At 60.7% G+C, this 17,467-nt stretch carries 15 protein-coding genes; 7 read left to right on the top strand and 8 right to left on the bottom strand.

Features of this window, described 5'->3' with window-relative positions:
* Positions 1 to 8 precede the first annotated feature (8 nt).
* Both GDN47_RS15180 and GDN47_RS15175 read left to right on the top strand, forming a co-directional pair.
* Positions 9 to 1,097, top strand: coding sequence for an ABC transporter ATP-binding protein (locus GDN47_RS15180; protein WP_113330078.1), 1,089 nt, complete (start codon positions 9 to 11; stop codon positions 1,095 to 1,097).
* Positions 1,098 to 1,288: 191 nt separating this feature from the next.
* Positions 1,289 to 1,642 (top strand): hypothetical protein, encoded by a 354-nt coding sequence (locus GDN47_RS15175; protein ID WP_113330160.1) that lies wholly within the window; start codon positions 1,289 to 1,291, stop codon positions 1,640 to 1,642.
* A gap of 46 nt (positions 1,643 to 1,688) precedes the next feature.
* Here the strand turns inward: GDN47_RS15175 and GDN47_RS15170 are convergent, their stop codons facing one another.
* Positions 1,689 to 2,285: a TetR/AcrR family transcriptional regulator gene (locus GDN47_RS15170; RefSeq protein ID WP_145322779.1), complete on the bottom strand. Its 597-nt coding sequence runs from the start codon at positions 2,283 to 2,285 to the stop codon at positions 1,689 to 1,691.
* Positions 2,286 to 2,579: 294 nt separating this feature from the next.
* On the opposite strand from GDN47_RS15170, the gene GDN47_RS15165 reads away from it, so the two are divergent.
* Complete coding sequence (locus GDN47_RS15165; RefSeq protein ID WP_233789936.1) at positions 2,580 to 3,410, top strand: DUF3313 domain-containing protein; 831 nt, start codon at positions 2,580 to 2,582, stop codon at positions 3,408 to 3,410.
* A 41-nt stretch (positions 3,411 to 3,451) separates the two neighbouring features.
* Here GDN47_RS15165 and edd read toward each other — a convergent pair whose 3' ends face one another.
* The 5 genes from edd to GDN47_RS15140 all read right to left on the bottom strand — a co-directional run bounded on the left by edd (position 3,452) and on the right by GDN47_RS15140 (position 10,513).
* Entirely contained in the window at positions 3,452 to 5,275 is a 1,824-nt protein-coding gene (gene edd, locus GDN47_RS15160) for a phosphogluconate dehydratase (RefSeq protein ID WP_152093700.1), read from the bottom strand.
* Between the two features lie 169 nt (positions 5,276 to 5,444).
* Positions 5,445 to 6,143: a 6-phosphogluconolactonase gene (gene pgl / locus GDN47_RS15155; protein WP_152093699.1), complete on the bottom strand. Its 699-nt coding sequence runs from the start codon at positions 6,141 to 6,143 to the stop codon at positions 5,445 to 5,447.
* 15 nt (positions 6,144 to 6,158) lie between these two features.
* Positions 6,159 to 7,634: a glucose-6-phosphate dehydrogenase gene (zwf, locus tag GDN47_RS15150; RefSeq protein ID WP_095433980.1), complete on the bottom strand. Its 1,476-nt coding sequence runs from the start codon at positions 7,632 to 7,634 to the stop codon at positions 6,159 to 6,161.
* A 131-nt stretch (positions 7,635 to 7,765) separates the two neighbouring features.
* Positions 7,766 to 9,064 (bottom strand): NAD(P)/FAD-dependent oxidoreductase, encoded by a 1,299-nt coding sequence (locus GDN47_RS15145; protein ID WP_152093698.1) that lies wholly within the window; start codon positions 9,062 to 9,064, stop codon positions 7,766 to 7,768.
* Between the two features lie 12 nt (positions 9,065 to 9,076).
* Positions 9,077 to 10,513 carry a glutamine synthetase family protein gene (locus tag GDN47_RS15140; RefSeq protein WP_152093697.1) on the bottom strand — a complete coding sequence of 479 codons (1,437 nt, stop codon included), beginning with the start codon at positions 10,511 to 10,513 and terminating at the stop codon, positions 9,077 to 9,079.
* A gap of 137 nt (positions 10,514 to 10,650) precedes the next feature.
* Between GDN47_RS15140 and GDN47_RS15135 the strand changes: the two genes are divergently transcribed.
* The 3 genes from GDN47_RS15135 (at position 10,651) to GDN47_RS15130 (ending at position 14,991) form a co-directional block, all read left to right on the top strand.
* Positions 10,651 to 11,832 (top strand): BaiN/RdsA family NAD(P)/FAD-dependent oxidoreductase, encoded by a 1,182-nt coding sequence (locus tag GDN47_RS15135; protein WP_152093696.1) that lies wholly within the window; start codon positions 10,651 to 10,653, stop codon positions 11,830 to 11,832.
* A 154-nt stretch (positions 11,833 to 11,986) separates the two neighbouring features.
* The gene (locus GDN47_RS32025; protein ID WP_173002499.1) at positions 11,987 to 12,130 is read left to right on the top strand and encodes a hypothetical protein; all 144 of its coding nucleotides are present in this window, start codon (positions 11,987 to 11,989) and stop codon (positions 12,128 to 12,130) included.
* A gap of 323 nt (positions 12,131 to 12,453) precedes the next feature.
* Positions 12,454 to 14,991: a methyl-accepting chemotaxis protein gene (locus GDN47_RS15130; RefSeq protein ID WP_152093695.1), complete on the top strand. Its 2,538-nt coding sequence runs from the start codon at positions 12,454 to 12,456 to the stop codon at positions 14,989 to 14,991.
* Here the strand turns inward: GDN47_RS15130 and GDN47_RS15125 are convergent.
* Positions 14,967 to 15,224 (bottom strand): hypothetical protein, encoded by a 258-nt coding sequence (locus GDN47_RS15125; protein ID WP_113330087.1) that lies wholly within the window; start codon positions 15,222 to 15,224, stop codon positions 14,967 to 14,969. The genes GDN47_RS15130 and GDN47_RS15125 overlap by 25 nt on opposite strands.
* 87 nt (positions 15,225 to 15,311) lie before the next feature.
* On the opposite strand from GDN47_RS15125, the gene GDN47_RS15120 reads away from it, so the two are divergent.
* Positions 15,312 to 16,184, top strand: a complete 873-nt coding sequence (locus GDN47_RS15120) for a LysR family transcriptional regulator (protein WP_145633272.1) — start codon at positions 15,312 to 15,314, stop codon at positions 16,182 to 16,184.
* A 36-nt stretch (positions 16,185 to 16,220) separates the two neighbouring features.
* Here the strand turns inward: GDN47_RS15120 and GDN47_RS15115 are convergent, their stop codons facing one another.
* On the bottom strand, positions 16,221 to 17,219 hold the full coding sequence (locus GDN47_RS15115) for an aldo/keto reductase (RefSeq protein ID WP_152093694.1): 999 nt from the start codon (positions 17,217 to 17,219) through the stop codon (positions 16,221 to 16,223).
* Positions 17,220 to 17,467: the final 248 nt, after the last annotated feature.

Genomic DNA, 17,467 nt, shown 5'->3' with positions numbered 1-17,467 from the left:
GAAGCATAATGACGGGACTTGTTCTGAAGGATATCAAGAAATCCTACGGCAGCGTGCATGTGCTGCACGGCATCGATCTGGAGATCAACGAAGGCGAATTCATCGTCTTCGTCGGCCCCTCCGGCTGCGGCAAGTCCACCTTGCTCAGGATGATCGCCGGCCTGGAGAGCATCACGGCCGGGGATATGATGATCGCCGGGCAGAAGGTGAATGAGGTGCCGCCGTCGCGGCGCGGCATTGCCATGGTCTTCCAGTCCTACGCGCTCTACCCGCATATGACGGTCTACGACAACATGGCCTTCGGCATGCGCATCGCCGGCGAAAGCAAGCAGGAGATCGACCGTCGCGTGAGGGCGGCGGCAGCGAGCCTGCAACTCACGCAATATCTGGAGCGTCTGCCGAAGGCACTTTCGGGTGGTCAGCGCCAGCGCGTCGCCATCGGCCGCGCCATCTGCCGCAATCCGAAGGTCTTCCTGTTCGACGAGCCGCTGTCGAACCTCGACGCCGCGCTCCGTGTCGCGACCCGCATCGAGATCGCCAAGCTCAGCCAGTCGATGCCAGAGACGACGATGATTTACGTCACCCACGACCAGGTGGAGGCCATGACGCTGGCCGATCGCATCGTGGTGCTGTCAGCCGGCCGCGTCGAACAGGTCGGTGCACCGCTCGAGCTTTACGAGCGCCCGGCCAATCTGTTCGTCGCCAAGTTCATCGGCTCGCCCGCCATGAACATCATCCCGGCGACGGTAACCGAAACCGGCTCGACGACCACCGTGACGCTGACGGGCGGCAAGGCCGTGACGCTGGATGTTCCGACGACGGCCGACGAGAAGGGCAAGACGGCGAGCTTCGGGGTGCGTCCGGAAGACCTGCGTGTCGCGACCGGTGACGACTATCTCTTCGAAGGCGAGGTTTCCATTGTCGAGGCGCTCGGCGAAGTGACCCAGCTCTATCTCGAAGGTCTGGTCGATGGAGAGCCGATTATCGTCAAGATTCCCGGCATTGCCGATATTCATCGCGGGCAGAAGATGCGCTTTACGGCCGACCGGCAGAAGCTGCATCTGTTCGATGCCAGCGGCCATTCCTATCGCAAGTAGTGGCTTACGGGAGCGTCGCCGGCTCAAACAAAGGTGAATAACAAAATTCATCTTGGGCCGGCGCGTTCAAACCTTCTGTTAAAGACCGACTGATAGTCTCCCTCCATAATATACTTCAGGGGTCTACTAAGATGGCCGCGTTCGGCAGAGCTAATTCGGGTCAGCATTTCCTCAACAAAGAAGAATCCTTCATGTATGACCGCGAGGTGCGGTTCCGCATGGAAGATACGATGAATGCGGCGCGCCTCGAATACACCGAAAAGGGTGTGATGAACCTTGCGTCCCGCCGCTGCGATATTATTCGTATCTCGCAGAGCAGTGCGGTTCTCGCGATCCTCACCCAGTATAATCTGCCGAAGCAATTCTATCTGGATATCCCCGACGCGCGCATTACCAAGATCGGCTGCGTGTTGATGAAGGTCTTCTCCAACAACACCGTCGAAGTTCGTTTCCTGCGTCTTCTCACCGAGAAGGAAATGAACAAGATCTTCGTCTACAGCACGCATCCGGCCCATAAGAACCGCGTGCTCGATATCCGCGCCTGATCGACGGCCACAAGAAACGGGCATAGCGATCCGTACGGCAGACGGTTCAGATTTCCGTCCGCCATTTTTCGAGCGCATCCTCAAGATATTTGATCAGCGGCAGTCTGCCATTTTCCCGCAACCATTTGTCGACCGACAGGCGCAGCGGACTGACTGCGATCATCGAAACCAGCCGTAGACCGTCTGGGTCCTTCGTCGGAAACAATTCGCACAGGGCTTGGTAGGCGATTTGCTCGAGCTCCAAAGAGTTGCCTCGTGCGCGGGCGCGCAAGATCTCGCTTTGACGTAAAAGCTTGGCAGTCTCCAGAAGCCGAGGCGCTTCCGCCTCGATACGGACCACAAGTCCCAGGGTGGCTTGATGGACGACCTCTAGGGGGCGCCCGGCTGAGGCACTCTCCATGATGCCAGTCCGCAGCGCATCCATATATCGGCGTTGATGCGCCAGAAGAATATCGTCCTTGCTCTTGAAGTAATAAAAGAAAGTCCGGCGGGAAATCCCGGCTGCTGCCGCAATCTCCTCGATTGTCGTTTCCTGATAACCTTTCTCAAGAAAGGATTTCATTCCGACGTCCGCTATGCGTTGAAAGGTCACGCGGCGCTTCTGTTGGCGCAGGCCTTCCGGCTTGGATGGTGCATCGTGCATTGGATCATTTTGGCATGAGTCGCAACGCCGCTCAAATCTGGCGCATGCCCCGTGGCTCCTTCTCTGTGGTCTCAATCTCTGGTGAAATAAATTCTCCGCTTCGCTCCCCGATTGCCGCAAATCGGCCGATATTAATATTACACTCAGTGCGATATTTAATGTTGATGCTGATGTTCATAACCCGGTGCAGGAGCACAAACATCCATGGCAGCCAATGCAATCTCAAATCACGATGGAAGTAAGACCTGTGGTCCATATGCCGCCGAAAGCCGTCGGAGGCGCGATATTTGCTCGATGGCTCTGCTGTTGAGCGTGCTAGGGGGCTGTGCCGCCGCGCCGCTGGATCGGGCGGGATCCCTGCGATCTTATGATGGCCTGGCCCGATCGGACGGGTTGGTCGCACACTCGCTTCTGAGGGTGAGCAAGGACGATGTTTTTGCGGCCAAAACCGTGAAGATCATTCCCACGGCTTTTTCCATGCGCGCCGAAAACGCCGCCTTTACACCCAAACAGCGCGATCTCGTCACCAATGCCGTCGACAGGGCGCTTTGTTCCGGATTGAGCGAACGCTTTGCCGTCGTCGGTCTGTCCGAGCCAGCGGATTTGACCGTCCGCGCCGTCGTGACACAGGTCAGGGCAACGAATGCCACCGCCGTCGGAGTTTCGAAAGTTGCGTCTGTGGGCAAGAGCGTATTGCTGCCGGGTGTACCGGTTCCGGTTCCGCGTATTCCGATCGGCATGGGCAGCCTCTCGCTCGAGGCGGAGGCTTTCAATCCCCAAGGCGTACAGAAGGCTGTCATGATCTGGGGACGTGGCGCGAACGCATTCTTTGATTCGGGCACCATCGCCAAGGAAGGGGATGCCTATAGCCTCGCCGCCAAATTCGGCGGCGATTTCAGCAAGATGCTGGTCAAGGGCAAGACGCCGTTCGGCGCGGCGCCCTCGTTCCCTTCCAAGGCGAAATTGGCGGCCCTCGTCGGCCGCGCGCCCAAGTATGAGGCCTGCAAGGCGTTCGGGAAGTCACCGGGCGTAACGGGCTTTGTGGGAGCACGCCTCGGCCTTCCGCCGGCATGGACGGACAAGGCTCCGCCGGAAGCAGGAAATATGGCATCGAAAGCTCCTTGATCAGCCTTCAATGCCGCCCTGCCGAAATCCAGCGGATAATCTCAGTGGCGGAACAGGACGCTTGCGCCCTGATCCGCCGGCCCCGCGGCGTGGCGGAACGGTACGAAGAGCTCGCGGCCCATGCCGAATTCATTCTCCGAGAGATCGGCGACCACGGGCTCCCGCTCCGCCATATCGGCGGCATCGACGAGGACTTCCAGCGTGCCGGCGATCGCATCGATGCGGATGATGTCGCCTTCCCGGATGCGGGCGATCGGGCCGCCGTCGACGGCCTCCGGCGTCACATGAATGGCGGCCGGGACCTTGCCCGATGCGCCAGACATGCGGCCGTCGGTCAACAGAGCCACGCGGAAACCGCGATCCTGCAGCACGCCGAGTGCCGGCGTCAGCTTGTGCAGCTCGGGCATGCCATTGGCCTTCGGTCCCTGGAAGCGGACGACGGCGACGAAATCGCGGTTCAGCTTGCCGTCCTTGAAGGCCTGCTGCATCTCGAGCTGGTCGTGGAAGATCACGGCCGGCGCTTCGATGATGTGGCGCTCCGGCTTGACGGCAGAAATCTTGATGACCGCCTTGCCGATATTGCCGCGCAGCATCTTCAGGCCGCCATTGCTCTGGAAGGGCGTGTCGATGCTTGCCAGCACTTTCGGGTCGTGGCTTTTGTCCGGGGCTGGCTCGCGCACCACATTGCCGTCAGCACCGAGCTTGACGTCGATGGAGTAGCTCTCGAGGCCGTGGCCGTAGACGGTGCGCACGTCGTCGTGCAGCAGCCCCTTCTTCAGAAGTTCCTTGATGAGGAAGCCCATACCGCCGGCAGCATGGAAATGGTTCACGTCGGCAAGCCCGTTCGGATAGACGCGGGCAAGCAGCGGGATGATGTCGGAAAGCTCGGAAATATCCTGCCAGGTGAGCACGATGCCGGCCGCGCGAGCCATGGCGACGATGTGCATTGTGTGGTTCGTCGAGCCGCCGGTCGCATGCAGGCCGACGACGCCGTTGACGATCGAGCGCTCGTCGATCATCTCGCCGGCCGGCGTGAATTCATTGCCCATGGCGGTGATGGCGAGTGCGCGCTTGGTCGCCTCGCGCGTCAGAGCCTCGCGCAGCGGCGTGCCGGGATTGATAAAGGAGGCGCCTGGCATGTGGAAGCCCATGATCTCCATCAGCATCTGATTGGAATTGGCCGTGCCGTAGAAGGTGCAGGTGCCGGGGCCGTGATAAGATTTCGATTCCGCTTCGAGGAGTTCGGCGCGGCCGACCTTACCTTCGGCATAGAGCTGGCGCACGCGTGACTTCTCGTCGTTCGGCAGCCCCGAGGTCATCGGGCCGGCCGGGATGAAGACGGCAGGCAGATGGCCGAAGGAGAGAGCGGCGATGACGAGGCCGGGAACGATCTTGTCGCAGACGCCGAGGAAGACGGCCGCATCGAACATATTGTGCGACAGGCCGACGGCAGCCGACATGGCAATCAGGTCCCGCGAGAAGAGCGAGAGCTCCATGCCGGGCTGGCCCTGCGTGACGCCGTCGCACATGGCCGGCACGCCGCCAGCCACCTGGGCGATACCGCCCGCTTGCGCCGCCGCCTCGCGGATGATCGCAGGATAAGTCTCAAAGGGCTGATGTGCCGAGAGCATATCGTTGTAGGAGGTGATGATCCCGAGATTGGGCACGCGGTCTCCGGCCAGCGCATCCTTCTCGGAGGGGGAACAGATGGCGAAGCCATGCGCAAGATTGGCGCAGCCAAGCACGGAGCGCTGCGCGCCCTTCGTTGCGGCATTGCGCAGGCGGTCCAGATAGCGTTCGCGCGTCGGCTTCGAGCGCTCGACGATGCGTGCGGTGATCTTGGAAATGCGGGCGTCAGCGGCCATGGTCGATCTGCCTCCGTCTGTTCTGCGCAATGCCCGAAGATCTATCTCGGTGGGGGCGTGGCGCGGGGGGTCCAAAAGTCAATGCTTTGTCGCTGCGCCCGCAAGGGCACATGGCGCAGCATAGGTTGCTGTGTCATTCAGGGTTCGATGACGAGGCCTGTCGGCCGTGTCAGGGAGCCCAATAAATCTCGACCGGGGAAGCCGCCCGCCGCAGCATGGAGCGGATCGGCATCTCGGTTTCCTCGCCCGCCGCTTCGGCTTTGGCGAGAACCTCTTTCTTTCCTTCTCCCTCGATATGGAGCACCAGCAATCGGGCATCCTGAAGGCTGGAGAAAGTGAATGTCAGCCGCGGCTCACCGGCACCTTCCGCTTCCATCGTGATGATGCCGCGCGGGGTGTTCGGATCGAGTGCGGTCTTGAGATTGCTGCCGCCGGGAAAGAAGGAGGCGGTGTGGCCGTCATTGCCCATGCCGAGAATGGCGACATCGAAGGGATGGCCGATAGCCTTGGTTTCTTCCGTGGCGATAACTGCAGCCTCTTCGACAGAGGCCGCAGCCTGATAGAGCGGAAGGAACTTGGCGGCTGCCGCCTTGTCCTTCAGCAGGTTTTCCTGAACGAGCAGGTGGTTCGAACGCGGATTGTCCGCCGGCACGAAGCGTTCGTCGACGAGGGTGATCGTCACCTTGCCCCATTCGATCGAGCGCGATGACAGCGCCTGGAAGAAGGCCTTCGGCGTCGAGCCACCGGAGACCGCGATGCTTGCGGAGCCGCGCGTCGCGACGGCGATCGAGAGGGTCTCGGCCACCTTGTCCGCGAGCTTGCCGGCGAGTTCGGCACCATTGGCAAAAGCATGCATATTCGCTGTCATCGTTATCGTCCCAGATTAGATATCGTCATGCCAGGTGCGGCCGTCACGCTCGATAAGCGCAATAGCCTGGCTCGGACCCCAGGTGCCTGCCGTGTAGCCCTGCACCTGCTGGCTGGCTTCTTCCCAACCCTTGAGGATCGGGTCGACCCATTCCCATGCGGCTTCGACTTCGTCGCGACGCATGAACAGCGTCTGGTTGGAGCGGATGACGTCCATCAGCAGGCGCTCGTAGGCATCCGGATTACGGACGTTGAAGGCAGACGCGAAGCTCATATCGAGTGAGACGTTGCGCAGGCGCATGCCGCCCGGGCCTGGGTCCTTGATCATCAGCGACTGCTTGACGCCTTCATCCGGCTGCAGGCGGATGATGAGCTGGTTGGCGACGATGCGGCCGGCAGCCTGATCGAAGATGGTGTGGGGAATGTGCTTGAAGGTGATGACGATCTCCGACATACGGCCGGCAAGACGCTTGCCGGTGCGGATGTAGAAGGGAACGCCAGCCCAGCGCCAGTTGCCGATTTCGGCCTTGATGGCGACGAAGGTTTCGGTGTTGGAAACGCCGCCTTCCAGTTCGTCGAGGTAGCCCTTGACCGGACCGCCTGCCGAGGCGCCGGCGCGGTACTGACCGCGAACCGTTGCTTGCTCGACGTTGGAAGCGTCGATCGGCTTCAGCGCGCGCAGCACCTTCAGCTTCTCGTCGCGAACGGCTTCCGAATCCATCGAGGAGGGGATTTCCATCGCGGTCAGGCAAAGCAGCTGCAGGATGTGGTTCTGTACCATGTCGCGCAGGGCGCCGGCGGTGTCGTAGTAGCCGGCGCGGCCTTCGAGACCGACCGATTCAGCGACGGTGATCTGGACGTGGTCGATATGATTGGCGTTCCATAGCGGCTCGTAGAGCGCATTGGCAAAGCGCAGCGCCATCAGGTTCTGCACCGTTTCCTTGCCGAGATAGTGGTCGATGCGGAAAATCTGCTCTTCCTTGAAGACCTTGCCGATCGTGTCGTTCAGCTGCAGGGCGGATGCAAGGTCGCGGCCGATCGGCTTTTCGACGACGATACGGGTCTGCTTGGTGATCAGCTTGTGATCGTGGATCTTCTGCGAGATGTCGCCGAAGATGCCCGGAGCGACGGCGAGATAGAAGGCGCGCACGCGCTCCTTGCCTTCGTCCAGGATCTTCTTGAGCTGATCCCAGCCGGCGTCGCTGCGGGCGTCAACGGGTACGTAGAACAGACGAGCGAGGAACTTCTTGACCTCGGCGTCGTCATATTCGCCCTTCTTCAGGTGTTCCTTGAGGGCGGCGTCGGCAAATTTGCGATATTCCTCATTGGAAAGCGCGCTGCGCGAAGCGCCGATGATGCGGGTTGGCTCGGAAAACTGACCTTCGACCTGACGATGGTAAAGAGCGGGCAGGAGCTTGCGTTCGGCAAGGTCGCCGCTGCCGCCGAAAACGACATAATCAAATGGTTCAACGGGAATGATCTGGCTGCTCATGAGCTATCTCTCAATCGGTCTTGGTTGAGGCCCCTTTTAATCTAATCGATTTAAAAAGGCCAGTGTGCATCGCAAAATTCAGATGCGCTTTTTAGAGCGGATTGCCGGCGGAAGAAATCATCTTCCGGTTTTCAAAACCTGTCGCGCAACGCAAACCACGAGAGCGCCAGGAACAACAGAGGCGCCCGCATGCGCGCACCGCCGGGGAAGGGCGGAATGTTCAGCTCCTTGAAGAGATGAAGCTCGTCCGCATTCCCGAGAACCGTTTTCGCATAGAGTTTACCGCAATAATTTGACAGCATCACCCCATGGCCGGAATAGCCGCCGATCGAGGTCACGCCCGGCATGACTTCGCGCACGAAGGGCTGGCGCGGCATGGTGATGCCGACCGAACCGCCCCAGGCATAATCGATCCTGATATCGCCGAGAGCTGGATAGATTTCGGTGATTTGCCGGCGGATGTGCTGCGTTATGTCGCGCGGATTGTCTGATGTATAAGCCTCGCGCCCGCCGAACAGCAGGCGTCCATCCCTCGATTTGCGGAAATAGCGCACGACGAATCGCGAATCGGCCACCGCCTCGTTGCCGGGAAGAACCTGCGGAAAGCGGTCGAGCGGTTCGGTCGCGCCGATGAAGGAGCGGATCGGCATGACGTGACTTGCCGTCACCGGCTCCAGATTGCCAATGTAGCCGTTGCAGGCGATCAGCACGCGGTCGGCGGTGATCTCGCCGCCATCCGTTTCGATGATCGTCTTGGCGCCGGCCTGCCGAAAACCCTTCGCCTTGGTCATTTCGAAGAGAGACGCACCGGCCTCAGCCGCGACGCGGGCAAGGCCGATTAGCAGCTTCAGCGGGTGGATATGACCCGTGCCCATATCCCGGACGCCATAGAGATAGAATTGCGAACCCAACCTCTCCTGGGTTTCGGCCTGATCCATGAAGGTCATATGCGGATAGCCGTAGCGGGTCGCCGCGATCTCCGCACTGTCCATATAGTCGCGCTTGTAGCTGCGCTTATGCGTGACATTCATCTGGCCGGGCAGGAAATCGATGTCGATGCCATGCTCGGACGCGAAATCGAGAAGATGCCGCTTGGAATCTTCGGCCAGATCGAAGAGGGCCTTGGAGCGTTCATAGCCAATCTTCTCTTCGAGCTCTTCGGGCCACCAGCGCTGGCCGGTGCCGAGCTGGCCGCCGTTACGGCCGGAGGCGCCGTCGCCGAAGCGGTTGGCGTCGATCAGAGTGATGTCGACACCGCCTTTGGCGAGGTTGTAGGCGGCCTGAAGGCCGGTATAGCCACCGCCGATGATCGCGACATCTGCGCGGCGCGAGCCGTCGAGCTTCGGATAGATCGGACGCTGGCCGACGGTCGCCTGGTAGAAGGAAAGGCCTGGAGCAATCGGGCTCTGCCAAGTTTCCTGCAATGTCATGGGCGATCTCCCTCACACGTTGAGCAGAAGGAATTCCCGCTCCCACGGGCTGATCACCTGCATGAAAGTCTCGAACTCGCCGCGTTTCACGCCGGCATAGATACCGATGAAATCCTGGCCGAAGACCTCTTCGAAGGCCGGCTCGTCTTCCATCAGTGCGATGGCTTCGAGGAGACCGCGCGGCAGGTCGATGGAGCCTTCGTTGGCAGAATCCTCGGTCGGCGCCGTCGGCTCCACCTGCTTCATAATGCCGAGAAGGCCCGACGCAAGCGAAGCGGCGAGCGCCAGATAGGGATTGGCATCCGAGCTCGGCAGCCGGTTTTCCACACGTCTCGCCTGCGGATCGGAGATTGGCACGCGGAAAGCCGTGGTACGGTTGTCGTAGCCCCAGGCATTGTTGACAGGGCAGGACATGTTCGGCGCCAGCCGGCGATAGGAGTTCACATAGGGCGCCAGCATGGCGAGCGCATTCGGCACGAAGCGCTGCATGCCGCCGATGAAATGGAAGAATTCGGGCGAGGGACTGCCATCCGGATTGGTGAAGACGTTCTTGCCCGTCTCGATGTTCACGACAGACTGATGGATGTGCATCGCCGAGCCCGGCTGGCTCTGCATCGGTTTGGCCATGAAGGTCGCGTAGATGCCGTGCTTCAGCGCCGCCTCGCGGATCGTGCGCTTGAACATGAACACCTGGTCGGCAAGCTCGATCGGGTCGCCATGGCGCAGGTTGATTTCCAGCTGCGCCGGCCCTTCTTCATGGATCAGCGTATCGATCTCAAGGCCCTGCTTCTCGGAGAAGTGATAGATGTCGTCGATCAGCTCGTCGAACTCGTTGATGCCGGCGATCGAATAGCCCTGGCCGCCGAGGATCGAGCGGCCGGAACGACCCTTCGGCGGGTGCAACGGATAATCCGGATCGTCATTCTTGGCGACGAGATAGAATTCGATTTCCGGCGCCACCACCGGCTTCCAGCCGCGATTACGATAGAGCCCCATGATGCGCTTCAGCACGTTGCGCGGCGTATAGGAGACTTCCTGTCCCTCGGAATTGACGATATCGCAGATGACCTGCGCGGTAGGATCCGTTTCCCAGGGCACGACCGACAGCGTCGACAGGTCGGGGACCAGCTTCAGGTCGTTGTCGCGCGGCTCATAGCGGAAGCTTTCGGTCTCTTCCGGATATTCGCCGGAGATCGTGTGTCGATAGATCGCCGAGGGCAGTGCCAGCGACGTGTTGGAGGTGAATTTCGAGGTCGGCATCATCTTGCCGCGCGGCACGCCGGCAAGGTCCGGCGTGATGCATTCTATGTCCTCGATCCCGCGTGCCCGTAACCATTGCGCCGCTTCCTTCCAGTTTGCCACGCCGCGTGCCGATCTCAGACTGGGGGGTACTATTGGTGCTTTCGAGACGGGTATGGAAGCTTTCAGCGGGGTCTTTCTCGCGGGCATAAAACACCGTATTTGGGTTGATCGGTGAGTGCATCATAACTGCAGTTTGCCAATTGGCGAGGGGGAAAACCGCTGGGACTTTCGCCGTATGATGGAAAAATGACGAGAGAGCGCGGCGAAGAATAAAGGGCTGAAGCGTGACCGGCAGATATGATGTGATCGTCCTTGGCGCAGGCGCTGCCGGCATGATGTGCGCCATCCGCGCCGGCCAGCGCGGTCGGTCCGTTCTCGTGCTCGATCATGCCGCCGCACCCGGCGAAAAGATCCGCATTTCCGGCGGCGGCCGCTGCAATTTCACCAATATCCATGCCGGTCCGAAGAACTTCCTGTCCGCCAATCCGCATTTCGCCAAATCGGCGCTGGCGCGTTTCACGCCTGCCGATTTTCTGGCCATGGTCGAGCGCCATGGCATCGGCTGGCATGAAAAGACGCTCGGCCAACTCTTCTGCGATGATAGCGCCAAGGATATCATCCGCATGCTGACCGACGAGATGCGCGTGGCCGGTGCGCAACTGCGACTGCGAACGGAGATCAGCGGCATCGAGCAGAAGGCGGGCGGCTATCGTGTCAGCACATCCGAAGGCGCCTTCGAAGCATCCTCGCTGGTCGTCGCCACGGGCGGCAAGTCGATCCCGAAGATGGGCGCGACAGGTTTTGCCTATCGCATTGCCGAGCAATTCGGCGTGCCTGTCGTCGAAACGCGGCCGGGCCTTGTGCCGCTGACGCTCGATCCGCAATTGCTTCAGCGTCTGGCTCCGTTGTCGGGCATTGCTGCCCCCGCCGAGATCCGCCACGGCAAGACGGCATTCCGCGAGGCCCTGCTCTTCACCCATCGCGGCCTCAGCGGCCCCGCCATTCTGCAGATTTCCTCCTATTGGCGGGAAGGCGAGGACATCACCGTCGCGATCGAGCCCGATATCGACATTTTCGCACTGCTGAAGAAGGCCAAGCAGGTCAATGGCCGGCAATCTGCGCAGACGGCGCTTGCGGAAATCCTGCCGAAACGGTTGGCTCAGCACATTGTCGAGAGCGAGGGCATTTCCGGCAACATGGCCGATCTGTCGGACAAACGCCTGCAGCAGCTCGCGGCTTCTATCCAGTCCTGGCCGGTCAAACCTTCCGGATCGGAAGGCTATCGCACCGCCGAAGTGACCCTCGGCGGCATCGACACGGCTTGCCTCGATTCGCGGACGATGCAGGCGAAAACCAATCCCGGCCTGTTCTTCATCGGCGAATGCGTCGACGTGACCGGCTGGCTCGGCGGCTATAATTTCCAATGGGCGTGGGCCTCCGGGCATGTAGCCGGCGAAGCGGCTTGAACTGCCGTTTCAAGGCCTTGTCGGCGCCTTGAGAAAATGGAACCGGCCTCTGTTTCTCGCGTTTTCCTTTCCTACATTATCAGTGAATACATTGGCAGTTGCCGAAAGCACCATTTGCCGGTTATCGTGTCAGTGCGAAAATGGGAATATACTCATGAACAGAACACATCGTCGCGCTCGCGCCATTGCAATCGCTCAGACCCGTGACAATGCCAAGCTTTTGGCGGCAAGACTGTTGATGTTGGCGACCGGCGTTACTGCCGCTTGCATCGCCTACCTTACCGTACGCGGCTTCTGATTTCAGCCGCCACATTGCTCTTGGCCGTCGTCGAACGGCAGCCTTGGCTCGCGCACAGAGATAGATCTCTCCCTCCGCTTTTCAGCGTTCGATTGTATGCTGCGGGTCACACTACATCCTTATCTGAAAATTAATTAATCACGCCGACAATCCCTGTCGATTTCTTGGGGCGCTCTACTGCAAGCTGGAGCCGAAGCAATGATTGCTTCCCGACTTATACTCGGGAACCCCGCCTGCTGATATTTCAAGAATGATGATTATACATCCGGTCAGCGCCGAGGCGGCGTCGACGGGGGAGCGGTGTGTGAGAGGTCTGGGCCAAAATGTTCATTGACAAGATATTGTCGCGTTTCAACATCAAGACGAAAGTTCTGATATTCGTCCTGCCGTTCGTCATCAGCATTTCCGCCGTGGGCCTTACCGGGCTTTATGCGTCGGGCCTGCTTCAGGGCCGCATGGAGATCTCCAACAGCGTCCTGCAGTCCCTGACCGGGTTCAAGAACCTCTATGGTTCCATGGATGACTTCCTGCGCATCACGAACACACAGCAGCGCGACAAGCTCTATGAGGACATCAAGTCGCAGCAGGGCGTGCTGAATGCGACTCTCGGCCAGCTCGGTGCGGATGCGGATGGTCGCGACAATCTGACCGACGCGATGGCAAAGACCGCCGACATGTCCAACCTCGTCGGCAGGCTGTGGTCTCTGCACGAACAGGAACTCTCGCTGCGCAAGACGATCGACGACGCCCAGCGCGCCTTGATCAGTGCCCGCTTCAACGTCAATTTCAACAGCCAGCAGCTGGAAGACCGGATGCGTCAGGACCAGGCGGACGCGACCTCCACGTTGCGCTCCGCCGACCGCCTGCTGAAGGGCGGCGATATGCTGGCCTCTGTTGCCGAAGACTTCAACAAGGCCGCGACACCGGCCGACAAGGTCAAGGTACTGAAGGACCGGCTGCCGGACCTGAACAAGGCGCAGCGCTCCATCGACCTTGCCTTGCCGCAGAACCAGAAGAGCGTTGTCCAGTCGCTCGTGGGTACCATCAAGGATCTTGCTGCCTTCACCGAAAGCACGGATATTCCGACCGACGATACGATCACCAATATCAGCCGGCTGCTTTCGCGCTTCCGCCAGACCTCGACCTATACGCAGCTGACGGCGACGCAGTTGATGCGCCAGGCGACCACGACCTTCGTCTCCCTCGATGCCCGAGTCGCACAGACCAATTCGGTCCTGCAGGACACGCGCCGCCTTGAAGACTCGATCTATTCGCTGCAGCTCGTGCTGGCCGATTTCAACGCCAATACGAACAAGGACAATCTCGTCCGCCTGCGCCAGGAAGTCTCCAAGCTCGGTGGCGATATCGATACGCTGAACCAGAGCGCGAAGAGCATGGATTTCGCCGGCGACATCGACTCGGCCATTCGTCCGGCCATCAAGTCCATGGATGAGGCCGGCGGCAAGCTGGTCGATACCATCAATCAGCGGATCGGCGAATATGCCAGTGCCCGCCAGCAGCTCGATCAGGTCTGGGGCCAGCTGACAGCTTTCGCCGAGACGCAGAAGCAGAGCGCCGGCAGCGAGCGCAACCAGGCAAATTCCATATCCATCCTGGCAACTGCACTTGGCATCATCCTCTCGGTTGCTGGTGGCATCGCGCTCGTCCTGACCCTGCAGCGTCCGATCGGGCAGATCACCGCCGCCATGCGCCGCATCGCCGATGGCATGCTGGAGACCTCGATCTCCGGCGAGCAGCGCCGGGACGAAATCGGCGACATGGCCAGAGCCCTCGGCATCTTCAAGGAAAACGCCATTTCGAAGATCCGCATCGAGGAGCAGAGCGACGAGGAGCGTGCTGCCGCAGAGCACGAACGCCAGCGCAACGATGCCGAAAAGCGCGAGCTCGACCGTCAGATCGACTATGCCGTCAGCGAGCTTGCCGCCGGTCTCGAGCGCCTTGCCCAGGGCGATATCTCGGCGACGATCGACACGCCTTTCATCGGCCGCCTCGAGCAGCTGCGCCAGGACTTCAACAGTTCGCTATCCCGCCTGCAACAGACGCTGAGCCAGGTCCGCAGCAATGTCGAGATGATCCAGAGCAACGGTGCTCAGATGGCGGCTTCCGCCGAGGATCTCTCCAAGCGCACCGAGCAGCAGGCTTCTTCGCTGGAGCAGACCGCCGCTGCCGTCGACCAGATCACGACGACTGTCCGTTCATCTGCGGAGCGCGCGAAGGACGCCGATGCAATCGTGCGCGAAGCCAAGCGCAGCGCCGATGACAGCTCTGTCGTCGTCGGCAACGCCATCGATGCCATGTCGCGTATCGAGGACGCCTCGCGCCGGATCGAGCAGATCATCGGCGTCATCGACGAGATCGCTTTCCAGACCAACCTTCTTGCGCTCAATGCCGGTATCGAAGCCGCCCGCGCAGGCGATGCGGGCAAGGGCTTCGCGGTCGTCGCCATGGAGGTGCGCGAGCTGGCACAGCGCTCGGCCGCTGCCGCCAAGGAGATCAAGGGGCTCATCAACAAGTCGACCGAGGAGGTCAATTCCGGTTCGCAGTATGTGCAGGAGGCCGGTTCGGTGCTCGCGCAGATCAGCAGCCAGATCGTGACGATCAGCCACCACGTGGAGATGATCGCCCGCGCCAGCCACGATCAGGCAAGCGCGCTGCAGGAGGTCAACTCCTCGGTCAATCACATGGATCAGATGACCCAACAGAATGCCGGCATGGTAGAAGAAACCACGGCGGCGAGCCGCGAGCTCGCCACCGAGGCCGATGCCCTGCTGCACCTTATCCTGCAGTTTAAGATCGAGACCGGCTATAGCGCGAACTACATGCGTGAGCAGGCGGCCTGACCGCAGCGGGCGTTGCTATCGCAGGCGGATCGGCCCATTTCCGGCCGGTCCGCCTTTTTCATTGCCTGGAGTCGGGTGCTCAAAGCGACAAATATCCGCTCAATCCATATGAAGAGCCGCGGCGGCTCGAGCCCGTAGTCGAGGTAGAATAAATCTTCGTCGCAGCGCCATTGCTCTTCGCGCGCCAGGCTCTGTATTTCTATGGCTTTCGCCAGGGCCATGCTGTCCATCATGAGATGTCTCCTTCCGTGAGGCATCCCTTCAACTACACATACGAATTTGCTTTATAAACAGCCATGATCATCTTATGTTTTTCAATTATGAAAAACACGACATGGGATTCCTATCAGCTTTTTCTGGATGTCGCCCGTGGTGGCGGCCTGACCGGCGCGGTTGCTTCCAGCGGCTTGAGCCCGGCGACGATCGGCCGGCGCATGCTGGAGCTGGAGGGACAGATCGGACGCCCGCTGTTCGAGCGTAGCCAGGCTGGCTACACGCTGACCGGCAATGGCCAGGCGCTGTTCGACCAACTGCTGGAGATGGAAGCCGCCGCCCGCAAGGTCGATAGCTGGCAGCGCGATGCTCAGGGTGCATCGATCGTGCGTATCGCTGCCGGCACCTGGGTCGGCTGGCTGCTCAGCCAGAACATGCCGACTATCTGCTCTGAACGTGACGGGTTTGGCATCGACCTTCATCTCGGCGAACGCCGCGCCAGCCTCGCCCATCGCGAAAGCGATATCGGCATCCGTGCCTTCGAGCCGGAGGAGACCAATCTCGCCGCCATCAAGATCGGCGATGTCGCCTATGCTGCCTATCAGGCCCGCAACATGCGCTTTTCCGGCCCGCAGCGCTGGATCGCGGTAGCGGAGGAGGAGGCGATCTCGGCCTATCTGCGCTGGCCGCACCAGAACAAGCGCGAGGAAATCGTTTTCACGGTCAGCCGGCCGCGTTCGCTACGCGATCTGGTGCTTGCCGGCTCCGGCATTGCCGTTCTGCCCTGCTTCGTCGGCGACCAGGAGCCGTGGCTGGCGCGGGTCGGCGAGGAAATTCCGGAGCTGCGCCATCGGCAGTGGATCGTCATGAACAATGCCGACCGTCATCGCCGGGAAATCCGCACCGTGGTCGACCGCATGACCAAATTGCTGAAAAGCCACGCCGAGCTCTTTGCCGGCAAGCGTCCGACCTATCTGTAAAGAAACCGGCGGCAATTGACCGCCGATCGTGCTTCGTCACCGAGCTGCGTCGCCCCAGCGATATTCGACCGTGGCCTCGTCAAGCTTCGCCTTCAGTTCCGGATCAAGCTTCAGGTCGATGGCGGCCAGCGTGTCCGTGAGCTGTTCGGGGCGGCTGGCGCCGATAATGGCTGACGTGATGACCGGATTGGCGGCAACCCAGGCGACGGCAAGCTTGGTCAGCGATTGCCCGGCCTCTTCGGCTATGCCGCGCAACTTCTCGATCGTGGCAAATTCGCGTTCATGCCAATAGCGCTGCAGATAATTGCTGCCGGCGCTGCGCAGCTGCGCGCTGAAGCGACCTTCTGTCGGTGCGACATCGTGCTTGTGCTTACCGGTAAGGAGGCCGCCGGCGATCGGGTTGTAGGGGATGACGGCGAGGTGCTGTTCTTCGGCAAGCGGCAGAAGCTCGCGCTCGATCTGGCGGAACAAGAGATTGTAGCGCGGCTGCACCGAGACGAAGCGCGCGGTGCGCAGGAAATCGGCGCGGCCGAGCGCCAGTGCCAGCCGGTAGGCGAGGAAGTTCGACACGCCGACATAGCGGGCCTTGCCGGAGCGCACGATGGTATCGAGCGCCTCCAGCGTCTCGTCGATCGGCGTCTCGCGATCGTCCGAATGCAGCTGGTAAAGGTCGACATAATCGGTGCCCAGGCGCCGCAGCGAAGCGTCGATGGCGTCGAGAAGATGCTTGCGCGACGCGCCCTGATCCCAGGGAGACGAGCCGACCTTTCCGACAGCCTTCGTCGCGACGATGAAGCGGTCGCGCTTGCCCTTCAGCCAGCGGCCGACAATCTCCTCGGTGCGGCCGGCAAGCTGCTCGCCGCCGCCGAGCGGGTAGACATCGGCGGTGTCGATGAAATTGACGCCCGCATCCGCCGCCTTGTCGAGGATGGCATGGGCGATGTCTTCCTGCTCGATCTGCAAGCCGAAGGTCATCGTGCCCAGACACAGGCGCGAGACGCTGAGACCGGTATTGCCGAATTTCTGATACTGCATGATAGGTCTCCGATGGTGTGTTTGAGTTTGCCCGCTGGATAGGATGGCGAAGCGGGCTTAAGAATGTTCGCCAGCGAGAATGTCACGATGTTAGCAAAGCCTGCTTCCGTATTCACGTGTGAAGCCGGCTTTGAGTTCACGATTGCGTGCTAAAGGTGTTGCTAATTTGTGGGGCGATCGATCGTTTTCGGGGAAAACGGCTAAAGCTTATGCCGGCTTGCTTTTTCCCTTGTCGCCTTCCGATTTCC

The organism is Martinezella dioscoreae (genome assembly GCF_009176305.1).
In the GTDB taxonomy this organism is placed as follows: Bacteria; Pseudomonadota; Alphaproteobacteria; order Rhizobiales; family Rhizobiaceae; genus Rhizobium; species Rhizobium dioscoreae.
This window is presented reverse-complemented; position numbering and strand designations above follow the sequence as displayed.

Bases quoted from the DNA above. Each gene is read 5' to 3' on its own strand.
- GDN47_RS15120 (WP_145633272.1), top strand. From the start codon at position 15,312: ATGAAAAACACGACATGGGATTCCTATCAGCTTTTTCTGGATGTCGCC.
- GDN47_RS15170 (WP_145322779.1), bottom strand. From the start codon at position 2,285: ATGCACGATGCACCATCCAAGCCGGAAGGCCTGCGCCAACAGAAGCGC.
- GDN47_RS15165 (WP_233789936.1), top strand. From the start codon at position 2,580: ATGGCTCTGCTGTTGAGCGTGCTAGGGGGCTGTGCCGCCGCGCCGCTG.
- GDN47_RS32025 (WP_173002499.1), top strand. From the start codon at position 11,987: ATGAACAGAACACATCGTCGCGCTCGCGCCATTGCAATCGCTCAGACC.
- GDN47_RS15130 (WP_152093695.1), top strand. From the start codon at position 12,454: ATGTTCATTGACAAGATATTGTCGCGTTTCAACATCAAGACGAAAGTT.
- pgl (WP_152093699.1), bottom strand. From the start codon at position 6,143: ATGACAGCGAATATGCATGCTTTTGCCAATGGTGCCGAACTCGCCGGC.
- GDN47_RS15115 (WP_152093694.1), bottom strand. From the start codon at position 17,219: ATGCAGTATCAGAAATTCGGCAATACCGGTCTCAGCGTCTCGCGCCTG.
- GDN47_RS15180 (WP_113330078.1), top strand. From the start codon at position 9: ATGACGGGACTTGTTCTGAAGGATATCAAGAAATCCTACGGCAGCGTG.
- GDN47_RS15145 (WP_152093698.1), bottom strand. From the start codon at position 9,064: ATGACATTGCAGGAAACTTGGCAGAGCCCGATTGCTCCAGGCCTTTCC.
- edd (WP_152093700.1), bottom strand. From the start codon at position 5,275: ATGGCCGCTGACGCCCGCATTTCCAAGATCACCGCACGCATCGTCGAG.
- GDN47_RS15175 (WP_113330160.1), top strand. From the start codon at position 1,289: ATGTATGACCGCGAGGTGCGGTTCCGCATGGAAGATACGATGAATGCG.
- GDN47_RS15140 (WP_152093697.1), bottom strand. From the start codon at position 10,513: ATGCCCGCGAGAAAGACCCCGCTGAAAGCTTCCATACCCGTCTCGAAA.
- zwf (WP_095433980.1), bottom strand. From the start codon at position 7,634: ATGAGCAGCCAGATCATTCCCGTTGAACCATTTGATTATGTCGTTTTC.
- GDN47_RS15125 (WP_113330087.1), bottom strand. From the start codon at position 15,224: ATGATGGACAGCATGGCCCTGGCGAAAGCCATAGAAATACAGAGCCTG.